The sequence below is a fragment of the Klebsiella sp. GB_Kp056 genome (assembly GCF_040064755.1).
In the GTDB taxonomy this organism is placed as follows: Bacteria; Pseudomonadota; Gammaproteobacteria; order Enterobacterales; family Enterobacteriaceae; genus Klebsiella; species Klebsiella quasipneumoniae.
On the sequence record NZ_JBEAJA010000042.1, the window covers coordinates 1 to 18,425 of the forward strand.

Genomic DNA, 18,425 nt, shown 5'->3' on the forward strand with positions numbered 1-18,425 from the left:
TTTTCTCTTCAACCGAACCGGCTGTTTGTGTGAAGTGATTCACATCTGCCGTGTCGATGGAGGCGCATTATAGGGAGCCCGCCGGGAATGACAAGCGGAAAAATACAATTTTATTTCAACCGCTCATCTTTTATACGCAACGCTTATTTTTGCTGCTTTTTAATCGCCGCCGGCAGCTCGGCCAGGCTATTTAGCACCCAATCCGCGGCTTTTTCCGCTTCTTCAGTAACAGGCTTACCGGTACGCACCAGCACTTTAGTACCAACATCAGCGGCCGCTGCAGCCTGCATATCTTCCAGTTTGTCCCCTACCATATAGGAAGCGGCCATATCGATATGCAGATAATCGCGGGCGGAGATCAGCATCCCCGGATGCGGTTTACGGCAATCACAGGTCTGACGGTACTCCTCAACCGCACCCTGCGGGTGATGCGGGCAATAATAGATACCGTCCAGATCTACGCCACGGTCTGCCAGAGACCAGTCCATCCATTCAGTCAGGGTTTCAAACTGGGCTTCGGTAAATTTACCGCGAGCAATACCGGACTGGTTAGTGACCAGCACCAGCGCGTAGCCCATCTCTTTGAGCTCGCGCATTGCGTCAATGACGCCATCGATAAATTCAAAATTGTCGATTTCGTGGACGTAGCCATGATCGACATTAATGGTGCCGTCACGGTCGAGAAAAATTGCGGGTACTGACTTTGCCACCGGTTTGCTCCTGAAAAAGGCTAGTGCCGTTAGTATCGCATGTTTCCGCATGCAAGAAAGTGCTCATTATAAAGAGTCAGATTGATTTAGACGTCTGGATGCCTTAACATCCATTTCATTGCCAGGCATCGCCTGGATACGGCAGAAGAAAATGCCACGGCAAACGGCTAAACGATAATAAATAACTGATGATTAAACTTTCCAATATCACCAAAGTGTTCCAGCAGGGGAATCGCAGCATTCAGGCGCTGAACAATGTCAGCCTGCATGTCCCTGCCGGACAAATTTACGGCGTCATCGGTGCCTCAGGCGCCGGTAAAAGTACGCTGATTCGCTGCGTTAACCTGCTGGAGCGCCCGACCGAGGGCAGCGTACAGGTTGACGGTCAGGAACTGACTGCGCTGTCGGAAAAAGAGCTAACCCGCGCTCGCCGTCAGATTGGCATGATTTTCCAGCATTTTAACCTGCTGGCATCCCGCACCGTTTTCGGCAACGTGGCGTTACCCCTGGAGCTGGATAACACGCCACAGGCAGAAATCAAACGCCGTGTGGCGGAGCTGCTGGATCTTGTCGGCCTGGGCGATAAGCACGACAGCTATCCGGCTAATCTCTCCGGCGGCCAGAAACAGCGTGTCGCCATTGCCCGCGCGCTGGCCAGTAACCCCAAGGTGCTGCTGTGCGATGAAGCCACCAGCGCCCTGGATCCGGCCACCACCCGTTCCATTCTCGAACTGCTGAAAGACATTAACCGTCGTCTGGGGCTGACCATCCTGCTGATCACCCACGAAATGGATGTAGTGAAACGCATCTGCGACTGCGTGGCGGTGATTAGCAACGGCCAGTTGATTGAACAGGACACGGTGAGCGAAGTCTTCTCCCATCCGAAGACGCCGCTGGCCCAGCAGTTTATTCAGTCGACGCTGCACCTGGATATTCCTGATGACTACCAGGCGCGCCTGAAACCTACCGCCACAGCGGATAGCGTACCGATGCTGCGCATGGAATTTACCGGCCACTCCGTCGATGCGCCGCTGCTTTCTGAAACCGCGCGTCGCTTCAACGTGAATAACAACATTATTAGCGCGCAGATGGATTATGCCGGCGGGGTGAAGTTCGGCATCATGCTGACCGAAATGCACGGTACACAGGAAGACACTCAGGCGGCTATCGCCTGGCTGCAGGAACATCATGTAAAAGTAGAGGTATTGGGTTATGTCTGAGGCAATGATGTGGCTGCTGTTGCGCGGCGTATGGGAAACGCTGGCAATGACCTTTGTCTCCGGCTTCTTCGGTTTTGTCCTTGGTCTGCCGGTGGGCGTGCTGCTGTACGTGACCCGTCCGGGGCAAATCGTCGCCAATGCTAAACTGTACCGGACGCTGTCGGCGCTGGTGAACATTTTCCGCTCCATCCCGTTCATTATCCTGCTGGTCTGGATGATCCCGTTTACCCGCGTGATCGTCGGCACCTCAATCGGCCTGCAGGCGGCGATCGTGCCGTTGACGGTGGGCGCCGCGCCGTTTATCGCTCGCATGGTGGAGAACGCCCTGCTGGAGATCCCGACCGGCCTTATCGAAGCCTCCCGGGCGATGGGCGCCACGCCGCTGCAGATCGTGCGTAAGGTTCTGCTGCCTGAAGCGCTGCCGGGTCTGGTCAACGCCGCCACCATCACCCTGATCACCCTGGTGGGCTATTCCGCCATGGGCGGCGCGGTGGGCGCTGGCGGTCTGGGGCAGATTGGTTACCAGTATGGCTATATCGGTTACAACGCCACCGTAATGAATACCGTACTGGTATTGCTGGTTATTCTGGTTTATTTAATTCAATTCTCTGGCGATCGCATCGTCCGGGCTGTGACTCATAAATAACGTTATTGGCAGACAACACTCATTCTTACAGGAAGGAAATAACATGGCCTTTAATTTCAAAACCTTTGCGGCAGTTGGTGCGTTAATCGGTTCTCTGGCGCTGGTGGGTTGCGGTCAGGATGAAAAAGATCCGAATCATATTAAAGTCGGCGTTATCGTCGGGGCGGAGCAGCAGGTCGCTGAAGTCGCGCAGAAAGTGGCAAAAGAGAAGTATGGCCTTGACGTTGAGCTGGTGACCTTCAACGATTACGTTCTGCCGAACGAAGCGCTGAGCAAAGGCGATATCGACGTCAACGCCTTCCAGCATAAACCGTATCTCGACCAGCAGATTAAAGACCGCGGCTACAAGCTGGTGGCTGTCGGCAACACCTTCGTCTACCCGATCGCGGGTTACTCGAAGAAAATCAAATCGCTGGACGAACTGCAGCCGGGCTCGCAGATCGCCGTCCCTAACGATCCGACCAACCTCGGTCGTTCTCTGCTGCTGCTGCAGCAGGTGGGCCTGATCAAACTGAAGGACGGTGTAGGCCTGCTGCCGACCTCGCTGGATATCGTCGAGAACCCGAAAAACCTGAAGATTGTTGAACTGGAAGCGCCGCAGCTGCCGCGTTCTCTTGACGACGCGCAGATTGCGCTGGCCGTTATCAACACCACTTACGCCAGCCAGATTGGCCTGACCCCGGCGAAAGACGGCATCTTTGTTGAAGGGAAAGAGTCGCCGTACGTGAACCTGATCGTGGCGCGTGAAGACAATAAAGATGCTGAGAATGTGAAAAAATTCGTTCAGGCTTACCAGAGCGATGAAGTTTACGAAGCAGCAAACAAGATCTTTAACGGCGGTGCAGTGAAAGGCTGGTAATCTTTTCTCACCGTAATATCATTCAGGACGGGCTTCACGCCCGTCTTGTCATTTATGCAAGCACCTGATTCAATAACGCCCTGTTTTTTATTCATTGAGGAAATACTATGCGTGCTTTACCGGTCTGTTTGTTAGCACTCATGTTAAGCGGTTGTTCCATGCTAAGCAGATCTCCCGTTGAACCTGTTCAAAGCACTGCAACTCCCCCGGTTAAATCGGAGCCGAGCAAACCACGCGCAACCCGTCCGGCGCCGGTACGTATTTATACCGATGCGTCAGAGCTGGTAGGTAAACCATTCCGCGATCTGGGGGAAGTGTCTGGCGAGTCCTGCCAGGCCTCGAATCAGGATTCTCCGCCGAATATCCCTACCGCCCGCAAGCGCCTGCAGATTAATGCTGCACGTATGAAAGCCAATGCTGTCCTGCTGCACCGCTGCGAAGTGACCAGCGGCACCCCAGGCTGCTACCGTCAGGCGGTTTGTCTGGGCTCGGCGCTTAACGTCTCGGCGCAATGAGTGCATTTCAGTTCGCGCAGATAGGCGTGATCCGCTCGCCGTATAAAGAGAAGTTTGCCGTACCTCGCCAGCCGGGTCTGGTCAAGCACGGCGGCGGAGAACTCCATCTGATCGCGCCCTACAACCAGGCCGACGCCGTGCGTGGTCTGGAAAGCTTCAGCCATCTGTGGATCCTGTTTGTGTTTCATCAGACCATGGAAGGCGGCTGGCGTCCGACGGTGCGCCCTCCCCGTCTCGGGGGCAACGCGCGTATGGGCGTCTTCGCCACCCGCTCCACCTTTCGCCCCAATCCCATTGGCATGTCTCTGGTTGAGCTGAAGGGCGTCCGCTGTCAGAAAGAGCAGGTGATACTGGAACTCGGCAGCCTCGATCTCGTCGACGGTACGCCGGTGGTCGACATCAAACCCTATCTGCCGTTTGCCGAAGCGCTGCCCAACGCGCACGCCAGCTACGCGCAACAGGCGCCGCAGGCGGATCAGGTCGTCAGTTTTACCGCCGACGTCGAAACGCAGCTTTTGCATCTGGAGAAGCGTTATCCGCACCTGAAGGCGTTTATCCGAGAGGTGCTGGCGCAGGATCCGCGTCCGGCCTACCGTAAGGAGGAAGAGGCAGGCAAAAATTACGCCGTCTGGCTGCTGGATTTCAACGTCCGCTGGCGGGTGACTGCCTCCGGTTTTGAAGTCTTTGCCCTCGAAGCGCGCTAATTTTATTTTCCTCTCTTTTGGCATCTTTGCCACACTGGTAAACTAAACCACTTTTTTTGTTTCAGGCTGGGCAACCAGCCTGTTCCGCTCGTTTAACTGGAACCGTTACAACATGCGTACTAGCCAATATCTGCTCTCCACTCTGAAGGAGACACCTGCCGACGCCGAGGTAATCAGCCACCAGCTGATGCTGCGCGCCGGGATGATCCGCAAGCTGGCCTCCGGGTTATACACCTGGCTGCCGACCGGCGTGCGCGTCCTGAAAAAAGTCGAAAACATCGTGCGTGAAGAGATGAACAACGCCGGTGCGATCGAGGTGTTAATGCCGGTCGTTCAGCCATCTGAACTGTGGCAGGAGAGCGGTCGCTGGGAGCAGTACGGCCCGGAACTGCTGCGCATTGCCGATCGTGGCGATCGTCCGTTCGTCCTCGGTCCAACCCACGAAGAGGTCATCACCGATCTGATCCGCAACGAGCTGAACTCCTATAAGCAGCTGCCGCTGAACTTCTATCAGATCCAGACCAAATTCCGCGACGAAGTGCGCCCGCGTTTCGGCGTGATGCGCTCCCGCGAATTCCTGATGAAAGATGCGTACTCTTTCCATACTTCGCAGGAATCGCTGCAGGAAACCTACGATGCGATGTACGCCGCTTACAGCAAAATCTTCAGCCGTATGGGGCTGGATTTCCGTGCGGTACAGGCTGATACCGGCTCCATCGGCGGCAGCGCCTCTCATGAATTCCAGGTGCTGGCGCAGAGCGGCGAAGACGATGTGATCTTCTCCGACAGCTCCGACTACGCGGCAAACATCGAGTTTGCGGAAGCCGTTGCGCCGAAAACGCCGCGCGCGGACGCCACCCAGGAGTTGACCCTGGTCGACACGCCGAACGCCAAAACCATCGCCGAGCTGGTTGAGCAGTTCAACCTGCCGATCGAAAAAACCGTGAAAACCCTGCTGGTGAAAGCGGTTGAAGATAGCGCTTCCCCGCTGGTTGCCCTGCTGGTGCGCGGCGATCACGAGCTGAACGAAGTGAAAGCGGAAAAACTGCCGCAGGTCGCCAGCCCGCTGACCTTCGCCACCGAAGAAGAGATCCGCGCCCTGGTGAAAGCCGGTCCGGGCTCCCTGGGTCCGGTGAACCTGCCGGTGCCGGTGATTATCGACCGTACTGTGGCGGTGATGAGCGATTTCGCCGCCGGCGCCAACATCGACGGCAAACACTATTTCGGCATCAACTGGGACCGCGATGTCGCCACGCCGGAGGTCGCTGACATCCGTAACGTCGTTGCCGGCGATCCGAGCCCGGACGGCAAAGGTACCCTGCTTATCAAGCGCGGTATCGAAGTGGGTCATATCTTCCAGCTGGGGACGAAGTACTCCGAGGCGATGAAAGCCGCGGTTCAGGGCGAAGATGGCCGCAACCAGATCCTGACCATGGGTTGCTATGGTATCGGGGTCACTCGCGTGGTGGCGGCGGCGATTGAGCAGAACTTTGACGATCGCGGTATTGTCTGGCCGGATGCGATTGCGCCGTTCCAGGTGGCGATCCTGCCGATGAACATGCATAAATCTTACCGTGTGCAGGAGCTGGCGGAGAAACTGTACGCCGAGCTGAGCGCCCAGGGTATTGAAGTGCTGATGGACGATCGTAAAGAGCGTCCGGGCGTGATGTTCGCCGATATGGAGCTGATCGGTATCCCGCACACCATCGTGCTGGGCGATCGTAACCTCGACAACGACGATATCGAATACAAGTATCGTCGCAACGGTGAGAAGCAGCTGATCAAGACCGGGGATATTGTGGAATATCTGGTTAAAGCGATAAAAGGCTAATTACACAGCTCAGGGCCCTGAACGGATGTCAGGGCCTTTTTTTTACAAGGACTGTACCCATGACTGCACCTCTCCTCAGCAGCGGGCTGCTTACCTCCGCCCTGCTCCTGCTTACCGCCTGCACTGTAGACGTCGGCCGCAGCGTCCCTTCCGCATCCGCTACCGATGGCCGCTCACCGCCATGGGCTGTCACCCTCCAGCGTCAAAGCTCGATTGCCGGCAGCGGACTGCGCGAAATCGCCGAAAACGACCTTCGTTCCGGCGACCTGCTCTTCTCCTCCAGCCTTGGCGTCACTTCGCTTGGGATCCGCGCCTTCAGCGCCTCTTCCGTGAGCCACGTCGCGCTGTATCTCGGCGAGGGTCAAATTGCGGAAGCTACCGGCGCCGGTGTGCAGGTGATATCGCTACAGCAAGCGATGGCGCACAGCGATAAACTCTTTGCCCTCAGAGTGCCCGATCTGACGCCGGACCAGGCGATGGCGATGAGAGGTTTTGCCTGGCAGGTCAAAGACAGCGGGTATAACTATCGCGGCATTATTCAGTTTATCCCTTATATGGTCACCAAACCGCTCTGCTCGCTCAACCCTTTCTCGCGTAACTTTCGCCAGCAGTGCGTAAGCGGCCTGGCCAAAGCGCAACTGGGCGATGGGGCCAGCCCCGACAAGAAAGCGTGGTTTTGCTCGGAGTTTGTCAGCGAGGCCTTTGTCAGAGCCGGGCATCCGCTGACCCTGGCGCAGGCGGCGTGGATCAGCCCTTCCGATCTGCTGCACATGCGGGAAGGAGATGTCGCCACCTTTAAACCCGAGACGCAGCTGCAGTATGTCGGGCATCTGAAACTGGGAGTTTATCTTCAGGCCGGTAAACTGGTGGGGTTGAGCAAACCGAAGGCCGGTGCGGAGTAAAAGAACGATTTGCCCTTTACCCCCGTCATGAGGCTCATGCTTCGTGCGCTATGGTTGGTGGAAAAGGGGGGACGGTAAAACCACAATGACCCAATTCCGCTGGCCGGCTACCGCTGAGGCGTATCCCCTGCCCGTTTCCCGGGCAGGAGCCGGACAATCAATGTCCACAGTCCTTCCCAGGAATAAATTTGCCAGCCTGATCCGTCATCAGCGTTTTCATCATTTCGCCGGTATCCGGGTTCGCCTCGAGGGTAAAGTGCCCCTCCACCACCAGCAGCACCGGACGTGAATCATTGCCGCGGGCCGCGGCATAATCCCGCTCAAGCTGGGCATTATTCGCCACCGCGACGCGTTTACCGGTCGCGCAATCAGTAAAGGTTGCCGCATCGGCCATATAGAAGTACATGCCACGCATCGCCATCGGGGTGGTCGGCAGGCTGGCCTTCACCGGCTCCAGGGTATAGTTGAGGGGAGACTGAATGGGGCTCCCGTTGCGGTCGAGCATCTCCAGCTTGTCGCCCTTCGCGCGAAAGTACGATTTTTCGCCCTTGCTGTTGGTCAGTACCAGCTTATCCGCCGTACGCGCCCAGGTGCCGTAAGAGGCAAAGGAGGATGGTTCACGACGCGCGCCCTGGTAGTGCTCATTCATCACCCAGGTGCCGTCTTTTTCCAGGAACAGCGAGGTGTCGATGCCTTCGCAATCCGCGCAAGGCAGCACCCCGCGCCAGCTTTGCTGCATCGGCTTGAGCTCTTCCATCGCCGCCGGCTGGACCGTGTCAGTTTCGGCGCGATGGTTACAACCAAACAGCGCGAACAGCGAACAGGCCGCTATCACGGAGAATATGATTTTCTTCACTCTACTTTCCTTATGATCCATTCCACCCGTTCGCCGACGCCTTCACTGGCGAACTTTCCCACGCAGCGCCTTGACTGAGGACTTTTGCGCCTTGGAAGCAAGGCGTCGCTCTTTGGATGCCCGAGTCGGTCGCGTCTCCCGGCGACTTTTTTGCACTGCGGTCAATTCTTTGATAAGGGCCACCAGCCGGGCGATCGCCGCTTCGCGGTTCATCTCCTGACTGCGATATTCCTGAGCCTTAATGATAACCACACCGTCAGCAGAAATTAAGTGGTGGCTGGCGGCGAGCAGGCGCTCTTTGTAAAACGCCGGCAGGCTCGAGGCTTTAATATCGAAGCGCAGATGGATCGCGGTCGACGCTTTGTTCACGTGCTGGCCCCCGGCCCCCTGGGCGCGAATACCTTCCAGCGTGATCTCGTTATCGGCAATGGCCACGCTGCGGCTGATAGTAATCATGCCGGCCCTTGCCAGGCGGTAAGCTGAATTTCCAGATTATTCTGAGCGTCGGACAACCAGATGCTCCCCTCCTGCAAAGTGGCCTGCAGCGTCATCGTGCGGTCGGCAAAAGCGCTAAGCTGCGCCAGCTGGGCATCATCAAGATACCAGATGGTCAGCTTCGGGTACGCCGCAAGCTTGTTCTGATTCTGCTGCCACCAGATTTCAGCCGCCCGGCTGTTATAGGCAAACAACGCCACCGCCTGCGCCCGCGAGCAGGCTTTCTTGAGACGTTTCTCGTCCGGCAGCCCCAGCTCGATCCACAGATCAACCCCGAGATGATCGTTAAGCAGCCACAGCTCCGGCTCGTCGTCTGACGAGAGGCCGCGCGTAAACTGCAGCCGCTCATCGGCATATTTGATCCACGCCAGCAGGCGCAGCATCATGCGCTCCTGGGTTTCCGACGGGTGCTGCGCCAGCGTCAGGTTAGCATCCAGAAACTGGTTGCGATCCAGATCGGCTACATTCACCGCGGCTTTATATATCGTCGCTTTCAGCGCCATGAACAAACTCCTGAAAAAAATGGCGTACATTGTAGCGAAACTGGCGACAAAAGGCTGTCAGCAATCGCAGCAACCTGTTTCATCCTGCTGAAATTGCTTAAATGACTATGATATAGTTCCCTTGCTAAACAGAGTTTATCTTCGTAGGCTTAAACTTGCATCCCACGGTTGAGTCAGAACGCTGACAGGAGGGCATGTGGACCACTATTGTGAGTTAATACGCAAGCGGTATGCGGAAATAGCCAGCGGAGACTTAGGGTATATCCCGGATGCGCTGGGTTGCGTGTTGAAAGTATTGAATGAGATTGCGGCGGATGAGGCCCTTTCGGAGTCAGTCAGGGAAAAGGCCGCTTATGCGGCAGCAAACTTACTGGTGAGCGATTATGTCAATGAATGATACTTATCAACCCATTAACTGCGATGATTACGACAACCTGGAGCTGGCCTGCCAGCATCACCTGGTGCTGACGCTGGCGCTGAAGGATGGCGAACAGCTGCAGGCGAAGGCCAGCGATCTAATCTCGCGTAAAAATATCGAGTATCTTGTGGTCGAACTCGCCGGCAACGTCCGCGAGCTGCGCCTGGATAAAATCGCCAGCTTCAGTCACCCGGAAATCGGCACCGTGGTGGTGAGCGAATCCTGAATCAAAACGGGCTTAACCGCCCGTTTTCCTCCACGCCAGACTGACCCCTTCCCCGTCTTTGACTTCACCTTCGTTAGTCACAAACAGATCGTCCGCTGCGGCAATCGGCGTTTCGCCGTAAAACAGCAGCGGCGTGCTGTCTCGTCGCCACGGAGCAACGCCCAGCTCCTGCCAGATCTTCTTCAGCTTACGGCCGCCATGACGCCCGACGATATGCAGATGGCCGTTGGCGCGAAAGCGGACGGTGACTGGCTCATCCGCCGGGGGCGGGCGCAGCCTGCCGCCCGGCTGCAGCACCAGCTCACCAAGACCGTCCGCCAGCCGCAGCGGTTGGCGCCAGTCTGTCCAGCGCTGGACGCTGTCCGTCTGCCCGGGTACATATCTCACCCAGTACAAGCGCTGCTGAAAACGGCGGACGGTAAATTCCCCCAACCGCAGGCAGGGGCTGGCATCTTCCCGCGCCAGCGCCACCTCGTGCCAGAGGCGCTCAGGCACCTCGCGGGCCGGCATCGGCGCCTGCTGCCCGGCGAGCCAGCGACGCAGCAACGCCGCGCGGCGGGGAGAACTCATCGACGTCAGCGGCGCGATAGCCAGCGACCCGTCTTCGGCCACCAGCGACGCCAGCTCCGCCGCCAGCATCTCGTCCAGCAGCTGCTCCTGCTCGGCGCACAGGCTGGCGCTGCGGGCGACGGCCTCGCTAAAGTGCGGCCAGCGCTCACGCAGCACCGGGATCACCCGCAGGCGCAGGAAGTTGCGGTCATAGGTATCGTCCTGATTACTCTCATCTTCAATCCACGACAGCTGGTGGGCGAGCGCCCACTGGCGCAGCGATTCCCGGGTTTCATTGAGGAGAGGACGCAGCAGTCGACTGCCGGCAAAGGGAGACGATGGCGCCATCGCCGACAGGCCGGTCGGACCGCTGCCGCGTTTTAACGCCAGCAGCAGCGTTTCACACTGATCGTCCTGGTGCTGAGCGGTCACTAACACTTCGCCGGCGCGGAGCGTCTCCTGAAAGGCCTGATAGCGCGCCGCGCGGGCATGGGCCTCGACGCCCAGGCCGCCCCGGGCTAACGTCACGCGATGCACCGCCAACGGCACCCGCCACTGCTGGCAAATTTGCCGACAATGCGCCACCCAGTCGTCTGCGTGGGCGCTAAGGCCGTGATGAACATGCACCGCCCGCAGCGTCAGAGAGGGATCCTGTTCCCGCAGCAGCACCAGCTGATGCAGGAGAACCGTCGAGTCCAGACCGCCGCTGAAGGCCACCAGCAGCTGGCGATGGGGATGAAGCGTATGCGCAATGTTAGCCGTCATAACCACAAACATACCGAGAAGTGATGGCCCGGCACGTTACCGGGCCAGGGTCGCGCTGGCAAGGTTTACTGCTGATATATTTCCAGCGGCAGGTCGTCCGGATCGCTAAAGAAGGTAAAGCGTTTACCGGTAAAGGGATCGACGCGAATCGCTTCGCACTCCACGCCATGCGCCGTCAGGTGCGCCACCGCAGCGTCGATATCATCCACGCTAAAGGCCAGATGACGCAGCCCGCAGGCTTCCGGACGACTGGGTCGGGCCGGCGGAAACGGGAACGAGAACAGCTCAATCACATACTCGCCGTTGAGCGCCAGATCGCCCTTCCAGGAGTCACGTTCGGCGCGATAAAACTCGCTTTGCAGCGTAAACCCCAGAATATCGCAATAGAACGCTTTACTGCGGGCGTAGTCAGTCGCAATGATGGCAATATGGTGAACCCGTTTCAAACCCAGCATGGTCAAACTCCTTCTGTTAAGCCAGCCACGTTACTCGTGCGCGCCGTTAACGCGCAAGCCTTTCGTCATTTTTTAAGACTCGTACCCGATACACGCCGTCCTCATCGCGCTTCGCGCCGTGAATATCGGTCTCAAACCCCGGGTAATGACGTCCTATTGAGCAGAGCATCAGCAGGAAGTCGAGCACCGCCCGGCTCTCCTCCGTGATCATCTCTCCCGGCATCAGCAGCGGTACGCCCGGCGGATAAGGGAGGATCATGTTGGCCGAAATCCGGCCCACCAGGTTCTCCAGTTCAATGGTTTCCACCTCACCCTTGATCTGGCGCTGCCAGGCATGATGCGGCGTCATTTTCATTTCCGGCAGGACGTCAAAGGCGCTGAGCATCAGCTGCGGCAGCTGGTGCTGGCGGATCAAGCGGTGGATCCCCTGTGCCAGATCCTGGATCCGCATGTTGCGGTAGAAGTCGGGATCTTCCGCGTACAGATCCGGCAACATATTTTTCACCCGCAGATTGAGATCGTAGGCGCGCTTAAATTCGGTCAGGCCGCGCAGCAGACCCATCGCCCGGGTTTTATCAATACCGATGCTAAAGAGGAACAGCAGGTTGTAGGGGCCCGTTTTCTCCACCACCACGCCCCGCTCGTCGAGGAACTTCGCCACCAGCGCCGCCGGGATCCCCTCTTCATCCATATTCCCCTGCTCGTCCATACCCGGCGTCAGAATGGTGACTTTCACCGGATCGAGGTACATATGATCCGCATCGGCATCTTTGAAACCGTGCCAGTCATCGCCCGGCGCCACCGGCCAGCACTCGGCTTTATCCACCGCTTCCGGCTGCCAGATATCAAAGAACCAGCCGTCCGACTCCTCGCGCAGTCGCTGCACCTCTTTGCGGAAATCCAGCGCCCGCTCAATGGAGCGCTGGATCAGGCGCTTACCGGAGTTACCGCGCAGCATCGCCGCCGCGGTCTCAATCGACGCGACAATGGGATAGCTCGGCGACGTAGAGGTATGCATCATAAAGGCTTCATTAAAGGTCTCTTCATCATAGTTGCCCTTAATGTGGATCAGCGAGGCCTGCGACAGCGCGGCCAGCATCTTATGCGTCGACTGCGTCTCGAAAATGACTTTTCCGGGGATCCGCTCACCGCTCATGCCGCTTTTCCCCTGATATATCGGATGGAAATGGGTATACGGCACCCAGGCGGAATCGAAATGGATCGACGGGACGTCGAGCGTCTCTTTAAGCCAAGTGGTGTTGTAGAGCAGCCCATCATAGGTGGAGTTGGTGATCACCGCATGCACGGGCCACTGCGCCCCGTCCGTGTCGCGCACTTTCTGCTGAATACTGTCGCGGGTAAACTCGCGCCGGGGGATACCGCCGAGGATCCCTAACGCATTGCGGGTCGGCTTCAGCCACAGGGGAACCACATCGCTCATCATCAGCAGGTGGGCCAGCGATTTGTGACAGTTACGGTCAATCAGCAGGGTACTGCCGGCGGGCGCCGAGTACATACCGACAATTTTATTGGACGTCGAGGTACCGTTGGTCACCATATAGCTTTGCTCGGCGCCAAAGGCGCGAGCGATATACTCCTCCGCCTCCAGATGCGGGCCGGTATGATCCAGCAGGGAGCCCAGCTCGGTGACCGAAATCGAGACATCCGCCTTCAGCGTATTCCCGCCAAAGAAATCATAGAACAGGCAGCCCACCGGGCTTTTCTGATAGGCGCTACCGCCCATATGACCCGGCGTACAGAAGGTATATTTCCCCTCCTGCACATAGTTAAACAGCGCGCGGGTAAATGGCGGGGTGATATTGTCCAGGTACTCGCGGGTATACTGCCCGATGCGGGTGGCGATCTCTTCGGAGAGTCCCAGCGCATATTCGAAGAACCACAGCGTCATGCGCAGATCCTGACTGCTGACGTCCATCGTCGAGTGGGCGTTAATAAAGGCGTACAGAGGCAGGTATTCATTGAGCTGGTTAATATCGCTGCACAGATCGACGCTGTACTCATCCCAGTCGAAGATCACGCCGCAGATGCGCGGGTTGTGCTCGATAAACTGCAGCAGGTCGGCGCTATTTTGCGGCCAGATGGTCTGAAAGCCCTGGCGCTGCAGCGCCGCTTCCAGTTCTTTGATCGGCTCGTCTTTGTGGTAGACGCCGTGAGGCCCCATGATGGCGATGATATTCACGCTTTCCTCCTGGTATTCACCTAAGTCCAGCATCATAGCAATCCCCTGGGCGCATCGCACATAAAAAAAGGGCCGGAAAATCCGGCCCTTAGTGTTTTGCGCTAGCGGAAAACTTAGGCGTAACCGTAGCTCATCAGACGTTGATAGCGGCGGTTCAGCAGCTCTTCTTCGCTGAGAAGATCGAGATCGGCCAGGTCCGCCAGCAGCTGCGCTTTCAGGCTTGCCGCCATCGCTTCCGGGTTGCGGTGGGCGCCGCCCAGCGGTTCCGGAACGATAGAATCGATCAGCTTCAGCTCTTTCAGACGCGGGGCGATAATGCCCATCGCTTCCGCAGCCAGCGGCGCTTTATCCGCGCTCTTCCACAGAATGGAGGCGCAGCCTTCCGGCGAAATCACCGAATAGGTGCTGTACTGCAGCATATTGACCTTGTCGCCCACGCCAATCGCCAGCGCGCCGCCGGAGCCGCCTTCGCCGATCACGGTGCAGATAACCGGCACGCTCAGACGCGACATCTCACGCAGGTTGCGGGCAATCGCTTCCGACTGGCCGCGCTCTTCCGCGCCGACGCCCGGGTAGGCGCCCGGGGTGTCGATAAAGGTGATGATCGGCATTTTAAACCGCTCAGCCATCTCCATCAGGCGCAGCGCTTTGCGGTAGCCTTCCGGGGCCGGCATACCAAAGTTGCGACGAATTTTTTCTTTGGTTTCGCGACCTTTCTGGTGGCCGATGATCATCACCGGACGACCGTCAAGACGCGCGATACCGCCGACAATCGCTTTATCGTCAGCGAAGGCGCGGTCACCGGCCAGTTCGTCAAATTCGTCGAACGCCAGGCGGACATAATCCAGGGTGTAAGGACGGCGCGGGTGGCGCGCCAGTTGCGCAACCTGCCATGCACCGAGATCGGCGAAGATTTTGCGCGTCAGCTCTACGCTTTTCTCGCGCAGACGATGCACCTCTTCGTCGATGTTAATATCCAGTTTCTCATCCTGACGGCTTACCGCAGTCAGGGAATCGATTTTCGCTTCCAGCTCTGCAATCGGCTGTTCAAAATCTAGGAAATTCAGACTCATAGTATTCCTGTATTAGTCAAACTCCAGTTCCACCTGCTCCGAGCCGATAAGGCCACGCAGATCGTTGAGTAAACGATCGCTCGGAGAGACGCGCCATGTTGCGCCGAAACGCAACCGCGCGCGTGCATCCGCCCTCTGATAGTAGAGGTGCACTGGAATGGTTCCCGAACGGTGGGGTTCCAGAGACTGACGGAGTCGGTTTAAAAGCTGGTCATCAATTTGCCTGTCCGTCAGCGAGATAGCAAGCCCGCGAGCATATTTTTCCCGGGCTTCGTCAATGTCCATGACTTCACGGGCGGTCATTTTAAGCCCCCCGCTAAAGTCATCAAAGCTGACCTGTCCGCTGACGATAAGTATGCGGTCTTTTTCCAGCAACTGCTGATATTTATCCAGCGCGTCGGTGAATAACATCACCTCCAGCCGCCCGGAACGGTCATCCAGGGTACAGATGCCGATACGATTGCCGCGCTTGGTGACCATTACCCGCGCCGCAATCACCAGCCCCGCCGCCGTGGTCACTTTTCCACGATCGGTCGGATGCATGTCTTTGAGCCTCACGCCGCCGACGTAGCGCTCAATCTCTTTCAGATACTGGTTAATCGGGTGCCCGGTCAGGTACAGCCCCAGGGTCTCCCTTTCACCATCCAGCACCACCTGCTCAGGCCACGGCTGGCAGCTGGCGTAGGACTGTTCAATCTGCTCAGGCTCTTCCGCCAGCACGCCGAACATATCGGCCTGGCCGATGGCCTCGGCTTTGGCGTGCTGATCGGCGGCTTTCAGCGCATCGCCCAGTGAATTCATCAGCGCCGCGCGATGCGGACCGAGACGATCGAACGCCCCGGACATAATCAGTTTTTCCAGCACCCGACGGTTGAGCTTTTTAATATCGGTCCGCGCGCAGAGGTCGAACAGCTCGCGGAAATAACCGCCGTTGTTGCGCGCCTCAATGATCGCTTCGATCGGCCCTTCGCCGACGCCCTTGATGGCGCCGATACCGTAGACGATCTCGCCGTCGTCATTGACGTGGAAATGGTAGAGGCCGGAGTTAATATCCGGGGGCAAAATTTTCAGCCCCATACGCCAGCACTCGTCCACCAGGCCAACGACCTTTTCGGTGTTGTCCATATCGGCGGTCATTACCGCCGCCATAAACTCAGCCGGATAGTGCGCCTTAAGCCACAGCGTCTGGTAAGAAACCAGCGCGTATGCGGCGGAGTGCGATTTGTTAAACCCGTAACCGGCGAATTTCTCCACCAGGTCGAAGATTTTCATCGCCAGCTCGCCATCAACGCCGTTTTTCTTCGCCCCATCCTCAAAGATAGAACGCTGCTTGGCCATCTCCTCCGGCTTTTTCTTACCCATCGCACGACGCAGCATATCCGCGCCGCCGAGGGTATATCCGGACAGCACCTGGGCAATCTGCATGACCTGTTCCTGGTACAGGATGATGCCGTAGGTCGGCTCCAGCACCGGTTTCAGGCTTTCATGCTGCCACTGTACGTCCGGATACGAGATCTCTTCGCGGCCGTGCTTACGGTCGATAAAGTTATCTACCATCCCCGACTGCAGCGGGCCCGGGCGGAACAGGGCCACCAGCGCGATCATATCTTCGAAGCAGTCCGGCTGCAGGCGTTTAATCAGATCTTTCATGCCGCGCGATTCAAGCTGGAAGACCGCGGTGGTTTCCGAGCGCTGCAGCATGTCGAAGCTTTTCTTGTCATCCAGCGGGATGGCGGCGATATCCAGCGGCCCTTCGCCGTTCTTCTCACGGCGCTTGTTAATCATCTCCAGCGCCCAGTTAATGATAGTGAGCGTACGCAGACCGAGGAAGTCGAATTTCACCAGCCCGGCGTATTCCACGTCGTTCTTGTCAAACTGGGTAACCGGATGCAGCCCCTGCTCATCGCAATACAGCGGGGCGAAGTCGGTGATTTTGGTCGGCGCGATAACCACGCCGCCCGCATGCTTACCGGCGTTTCGCGTCACCCCTTCCAGCTTACGCGCCATGTCGATCAGCGCTTTCACTTCTTCGTCCGCCTCGTAGATCTCCGGCAGCTGCGGCTCGGCCTCGAAGGCTTTCGCCAGCGTCATGCCCGGATCGGGCGGTACCAGCTTGGAGATGCGGTCGACAAAGCCGTACGGGTGACCCAGCACGCGGCCCACGTCGCGGATGACCGCCTTCGCCGCCATGGTACCGAAGGTGATGATCTGCGATACCGCGTCGCGGCCATACATATCCGCCACGTGCTCGATAACCTGGTCGCGTTTCTCCATGCAGAAGTCGACGTCGAAGTCGGGCATCGAAACACGTTCCGGGTTGAGGAAACGTTCGAACAGCAGGTCGAATTCCAGCGGGTCAAGATCGGTGATCTTCAGCGCGTAGGCCACCAGCGAGCCGGCGCCGGAACCACGGCCCGGGCCGACCGGCACGCCGTTATCCTTCGACCACTGGATAAACTCCATCACGATCAGGAAGTAGCCGGGGAAACCCATCTGGTTGATCACCTGCAGCTCGATATCCAGACGCTCGTCGTATTCCGGTCGGCGCTTCGCGCGCACTTCCGGATCCGGGAAGAGGAATTCCAGCCGCTCTTCCAGACCCTCTTTCGATTTCATTACCAGGAAATCTTCCGTGGTCATATCGCCGGTCGGGAACTGCGGCAGGAAATATTCGCCAAGCCGCACGGTGACGTTGCAGCGTTTGGCGATCTCGACGCTGTTTGCCAGCGCTTCCGGAATATCGGCGAACAGCTCGCACATCTCCTCCTCGCTGCGCATATATTGCTGTGGCGAGTAGTTGCGCGGCCGTTTCGGGTCGTCGAGGGTGAAGCCGTCGTGAATAGCGACGCGGATTTCATGGGCGTCAAAGTCGCCAGTGTCGAGGAAGCGGACATCGTTGGTCGCCACCACCGGCAGACCACGCGCTTCCGCCAGCGCTACGGCGGCATGGAGATAACTCTCTTCATCCTGACGACCGGTGCGGATCAGCTCCAGAAAATAGCGATCCGGGAAATGCTCTTCATAGAAGGAGACGCACTGCTCAACCAGCGGCATGTTGCCGCGGATCAGGCTGACGCCGACGTCGCCTTTACGGCCGCCGGAGAGCAGAATCAGCCCTTCCTGATGTTCCACCAGCCAGTCGCGATCGATCCACGGCCCCAGGGCGCCGTAGCCGCGCTGATAGGCGCGGGAAATCAGCAGAGTCAGGTTCTGGTAGCCGGTGTTGTTCGCCGCCAGCACGGTCAGCTCGGTAAATTCGTCGCCGAGCAGGTCGCATTGCACGTGGAAATCGGCGCCGACGATCGGCTTAATCCCCGCGCCGTGTCCCGTCCCGTAGAACTTCACCAGCCCGCAGAGGTTGGTGAAATCGGTGATTGCCAGCGCTGGCATGCCAAGCGAGGCCGCCTTCTTGACCAGCGGCCCGGTCTTTGCCAGCCCATCGATCATGGAATAGTCGCTGTGCACCCGCAGGTGTACGAAACGTGGTTCAGCCATCTT

18 protein-coding genes are annotated in these 18,425 nt (G+C 58.0%); 9 read left to right on the forward strand and 9 right to left on the reverse strand.

All coding sequences use genetic code 11. The features are described 5' to 3' along the window. Nucleotides 1-143 precede the first annotated feature (143 nt). On the reverse strand, nucleotides 144-710 hold the full coding sequence (gene gmhB, locus ABLV52_RS09545; protein WP_023292060.1) for a D-glycero-beta-D-manno-heptose 1,7-bisphosphate 7-phosphatase: 567 nt from the start codon (nucleotides 708-710) through the stop codon (nucleotides 144-146). 188 nt (nucleotides 711-898) lie between these two features. Here gmhB and metN point away from each other — a divergent pair, with 188 nt between their 5' ends. From metN to ABLV52_RS09580, 7 genes are all read left to right on the forward strand, one after another. Continuing rightward, nucleotides 899-1,930, forward strand: a complete 1,032-nt coding sequence (gene metN / locus ABLV52_RS09550) for a methionine ABC transporter ATP-binding protein MetN (RefSeq protein WP_348890315.1) — start codon at nucleotides 899-901, stop codon at nucleotides 1,928-1,930. Continuing rightward, entirely contained in the window at nucleotides 1,923-2,576 is a 654-nt protein-coding gene (locus ABLV52_RS09555) for a methionine ABC transporter permease MetI (RefSeq protein ID WP_004204478.1), read from the forward strand. The genes metN and ABLV52_RS09555 overlap by 8 nt, the downstream gene beginning before the upstream one ends. Before the next feature lie 43 nt (nucleotides 2,577-2,619). Then, on the forward strand, nucleotides 2,620-3,435 hold the full coding sequence (gene metQ, locus ABLV52_RS09560) for a methionine ABC transporter substrate-binding lipoprotein MetQ (protein ID WP_002889445.1): 816 nt from the start codon (nucleotides 2,620-2,622) through the stop codon (nucleotides 3,433-3,435). A 107-nt stretch (nucleotides 3,436-3,542) separates the two neighbouring features. Continuing rightward, nucleotides 3,543-3,950: an Rcs stress response system protein RcsF gene (gene rcsF / locus ABLV52_RS09565; RefSeq protein ID WP_023292059.1), complete on the forward strand. Its 408-nt coding sequence runs from the start codon at nucleotides 3,543-3,545 to the stop codon at nucleotides 3,948-3,950. Continuing rightward, nucleotides 3,947-4,654 carry a tRNA (N6-threonylcarbamoyladenosine(37)-N6)-methyltransferase TrmO gene (gene tsaA / locus ABLV52_RS09570; RefSeq protein WP_032452991.1) on the forward strand — a complete coding sequence of 236 codons (708 nt, stop codon included), beginning with the start codon at nucleotides 3,947-3,949 and terminating at the stop codon, nucleotides 4,652-4,654. Before rcsF ends, tsaA begins: the two co-directional genes overlap by 4 nt. A 112-nt stretch (nucleotides 4,655-4,766) precedes the next feature. Further along, complete coding sequence (proS, locus tag ABLV52_RS09575) at nucleotides 4,767-6,485, forward strand: proline--tRNA ligase (RefSeq protein WP_032452990.1); 1,719 nt, start codon at nucleotides 4,767-4,769, stop codon at nucleotides 6,483-6,485. A gap of 59 nt (nucleotides 6,486-6,544) precedes the next feature. After that, a complete protein-coding gene (locus tag ABLV52_RS09580; protein WP_348890316.1) occupies nucleotides 6,545-7,387 on the forward strand; it encodes a YaeF family permuted papain-like enzyme in 843 nt (280 codons plus the stop codon). Nucleotides 7,388-7,544: 157 nt separating this feature from the next. On the opposite strand, the gene nlpE is transcribed toward ABLV52_RS09580, so the two are convergent. Genes nlpE through ABLV52_RS09595 form a run of 3 tightly spaced genes read right to left on the reverse strand, consistent with a single transcriptional unit; the run spans nucleotide 7,545 to nucleotide 9,241 of the window. Next, nucleotides 7,545-8,243: an envelope stress response activation lipoprotein NlpE gene (nlpE, locus tag ABLV52_RS09585; protein WP_101976373.1), complete on the reverse strand. Its 699-nt coding sequence runs from the start codon at nucleotides 8,241-8,243 to the stop codon at nucleotides 7,545-7,547. Nucleotides 8,244-8,285: 42 nt separating this feature from the next. Then, a complete protein-coding gene (gene arfB / locus ABLV52_RS09590) occupies nucleotides 8,286-8,699 on the reverse strand; it encodes an alternative ribosome rescue aminoacyl-tRNA hydrolase ArfB (RefSeq protein ID WP_004204468.1) in 414 nt (137 codons plus the stop codon). After that, nucleotides 8,696-9,241, reverse strand: a complete 546-nt coding sequence (locus tag ABLV52_RS09595) for a YaeQ family protein (protein ID WP_023292054.1) — start codon at nucleotides 9,239-9,241, stop codon at nucleotides 8,696-8,698. Before ABLV52_RS09595 ends, arfB begins: the two co-directional genes overlap by 4 nt. A gap of 196 nt (nucleotides 9,242-9,437) precedes the next feature. Here ABLV52_RS09595 and ABLV52_RS09600 point away from each other — a divergent pair, with 196 nt between their 5' ends. Then, nucleotides 9,438-9,638, forward strand: a complete 201-nt coding sequence (locus tag ABLV52_RS09600) for a YaeP family protein (protein WP_002889429.1) — start codon at nucleotides 9,438-9,440, stop codon at nucleotides 9,636-9,638. Beyond that, nucleotides 9,625-9,885, forward strand: coding sequence for a Rho-binding antiterminator (gene rof / locus ABLV52_RS09605; protein ID WP_002889424.1), 261 nt, complete (start codon nucleotides 9,625-9,627; stop codon nucleotides 9,883-9,885). Before ABLV52_RS09600 ends, rof begins: the two co-directional genes overlap by 14 nt. Nucleotides 9,886-9,897: 12 nt before the next feature. Here rof and tilS read toward each other — a convergent pair whose 3' ends face one another. The 5 genes from tilS to dnaE all read right to left on the reverse strand — a co-directional run bounded on the left by tilS (nucleotide 9,898) and on the right by dnaE (nucleotide 18,422). Next, the gene (gene tilS, locus ABLV52_RS09610) at nucleotides 9,898-11,211 is read right to left on the reverse strand and encodes a tRNA lysidine(34) synthetase TilS (RefSeq protein ID WP_348890317.1); all 1,314 of its coding nucleotides are present in this window, start codon (nucleotides 11,209-11,211) and stop codon (nucleotides 9,898-9,900) included. A 53-nt stretch (nucleotides 11,212-11,264) separates the two neighbouring features. Continuing rightward, complete coding sequence (locus ABLV52_RS09615) at nucleotides 11,265-11,654, reverse strand: VOC family protein (protein ID WP_002889387.1); 390 nt, start codon at nucleotides 11,652-11,654, stop codon at nucleotides 11,265-11,267. Nucleotides 11,655-11,700: 46 nt separating this feature from the next. Then, nucleotides 11,701-13,854: a lysine decarboxylase LdcC gene (locus ABLV52_RS09620; RefSeq protein ID WP_048336438.1), complete on the reverse strand. Its 2,154-nt coding sequence runs from the start codon at nucleotides 13,852-13,854 to the stop codon at nucleotides 11,701-11,703. A gap of 113 nt (nucleotides 13,855-13,967) precedes the next feature. After that, a complete protein-coding gene (gene accA / locus ABLV52_RS09625; protein WP_004145855.1) occupies nucleotides 13,968-14,927 on the reverse strand; it encodes an acetyl-CoA carboxylase carboxyl transferase subunit alpha in 960 nt (319 codons plus the stop codon). Nucleotides 14,928-14,939: 12 nt separating this feature from the next. Further along, entirely contained in the window at nucleotides 14,940-18,422 is a 3,483-nt protein-coding gene (dnaE, locus tag ABLV52_RS09630; protein ID WP_023292051.1) for a DNA polymerase III subunit alpha, read from the reverse strand. Nucleotides 18,423-18,425 lie beyond the last annotated feature (3 nt).